This is a genomic window from Bacteroides sp. 2201st1_D9_2201SCRN_220225, assembly GCF_040928965.1.
Taxonomy (GTDB): Bacteria; Bacteroidota; Bacteroidia; order Bacteroidales; family Bacteroidaceae; genus Bacteroides; species Bacteroides stercoris.
This window is the reverse complement of sequence record NZ_JBCODG010000160.1, coordinates 1-2,235: the sequence shown is the minus strand read 5'-3', so window position 1 is coordinate 2,235 and position 2,235 is coordinate 1. Positions and strand designations below refer to the sequence as shown.

Sequence of the window (2,235 nt, the reverse complement as noted above, 5' to 3'; positions counted from 1 at the left end):
CAGCTTACCGCTCCATTGGCTAATTTCCCGCTTCCATCCTTATTCAAAAGGGTTTTCCCGCCGGCAATATTGACACTACCACTTTTTAAATCACCTGTAAAAGTTCCGTCTGCACCATCCAGGTGCTTCACCCGCAGATTATCCACGTCGATAAGGTCAGCGTCTATCTTCCTGGCAAGCAAAAGCTGCGTGCCCAATAGCGGGTATTCCTGGATGGATTTCCAGGAAGTAGTGTCCGGGTTCTGGGCCACATCGTCGAACGGGTGCATCTCGCTGTTTCCTGCCACCGGATTCATCCACATGAATACAAACCCCTTCTCCTTATCCAGGAAATACTCCCCGTTCTTATACTTGAACGGCAGCGGTTTCCAGTCACCATCGACCGGGAAGGGGGACGGGTTCTGCCGCACAATACTTATCCGTTTCTGCGCAAGAAGGGTCTCGCGGGCACTATCACGGTACGCTTCCACGATAATAGAATCCGCATTGCCCCACTTGTCAGACGGAAGGTAGTATTCCCATTCGGACGATGCACCGGGGGAATCCGCCGTACCGAGGTCCTTGCCGGACGACTGGACATGCAGCCGCCAGAATGCATCCAGCAGGGCCGCATCAGCCCCGCTGCGGTGCAGGGCTTTCTGCTTCAGCGGCACCATCTGTACATTGTTACAGTCCACAGAGATGGCAGCCGGCTGGCACTCGATGTCAACGTATTCCACCGGGTCAGGCTCACGTACCGCCACGACACTCAAAAACGCTGTCACCATCATAGCTCAATAGGATTAGTGTTCGTTGCGATTACTCTGAACGTCTTGGCGCGTGCTGCATCCGTATAGGTCAGTGCGATGTCCTTTCCTTGGAACTTGTTACTGTCCTTTCCCGACAGCGTGAACGGATTGTTTTCACCGTCGAATGTGGCAAAGTCCCAGCTTGCCACCGCCACTTCCTCTCCGGACTGGCGTTTATAGGCATACGGCGTCAGCGTTCCCGTCTCTCCCGGATATATCTGCCCGTCAGAAGCAAGCCCCTTGACCTTGAATGCCGCCAGTATAGGGTCGCTAAGGTCGAACACGGTAATGAAGCCCTTGGCAATGACCTTCGCATTCTGCACAGCTTCACAGCTTACCACCAGCGAACCGTCAATATCATTCGCGGCAATGTTCTGGGTTCCCTGAGTTCCGAGGTTGGCCTCTCCCGATGGCAGTTGCTTCTTCCATTGGAGCGTAATGTTCCCCAAATCGTTGATAAGGTCTCCGCCGCTGTACAGCGATGCCTTCAACGTCAGCACTTCGGACGGATTGATTATCTGCGTACCCTTGTCTGAAGTGATGAATAACTCATACTGTTTACCCGATGATTCCTGGATAACAACATCCGTCGCAAGCTCGTTGAATGCGACCGTATGCCCGCCAATTTCAACTTCCCCGGAAACAGTTATACGGTCATTGTCATATCCGGAAATGGGTACGAGGTTCTTCATGACGCGAAGTCCGGTCATGGGATAGGACTGCGAGTCCACACTTACATTGTATCCGGTTACGCGTTTGAACATGCCGACAAACTGTTCCGTAGTACACAGCCCATCCTCCCCGAATGCAAGTTCGGTACCGTTGTACTTGAAAACAAGCCTGGAAGGGATGAGGATGCGCCCGCTGCTCACGTCACGTAACACGACAATGACAATAGGGCGTTTGTCCTCCGCCAACGCTTCAAAGTCCGGCGTATACTTGTCACTTCCCTTTGTCCATGCCTGGATAAGCGGACCATTGTCCACGCGTACATACCCGTTGACGGTTGTTCCGTTGCTCACCGCCACGATAGCCAGTGAAGCGGTCACTTGATTCTGGTTCATCGTCTGCCTCCTTTCCTTTTTCCGTCAATCTTTGCCCCGGCCGGCTGTTCCGAACCGGTCACGCTACCATCACCCTCTTCCGACGCCCCGCCGTCACTGTCAGGATTCGGTTCCTGACTGAAACCGGGGTCTATTTCCTCTTCCTCTTCGGGTGTCACACTGAAACCGGGGTCAATGTCCTCCGTACCCTGCATCGCTTCCTGCTGTTTCTCTATCAGTTCCTTTAACTCACGTGCAGAACCGATGATGTCGATGTCAAGAAGAGTGCCCACATTCCGCATCTCACTGATAGGAATATACACCCTACCATCCGGAAGGGTATTCATTATCCCAAAGAATTTGCCTTCGAGCTTTGCCTTTTCTACAATTACGTACATATTGAT

General features: G+C 52.7%; 3 protein-coding genes. All 3 read right to left on the bottom strand.

What is annotated here, in order from left to right:
• On the bottom strand, positions 1–770 hold a 770-nt coding region (locus AB5903_RS22360; protein ID WP_368118313.1), incomplete at its 3' end, for a hypothetical protein.
• On the bottom strand, positions 767–1,852 hold the full coding sequence (locus AB5903_RS22355; protein ID WP_368118312.1) for a hypothetical protein: 1,086 nt from the start codon (positions 1,850–1,852) through the stop codon (positions 767–769). The genes AB5903_RS22355 and AB5903_RS22360, both read right to left, overlap by 4 nt.
• Positions 1,849–2,235 (bottom strand): hypothetical protein (locus AB5903_RS22350; RefSeq protein ID WP_368118311.1); only part of this gene is annotated, 387 nt, incomplete at its 5' end. The genes AB5903_RS22355 and AB5903_RS22350, both read right to left, overlap by 4 nt.

Coding starts and splice junctions, on each gene's coding strand:
- AB5903_RS22355 (WP_368118312.1), bottom strand. CDS start 1,852: ATGAACCAGAATCAAGTGACCGCTTCACTGGCTATCGTGGCGGTGAGC.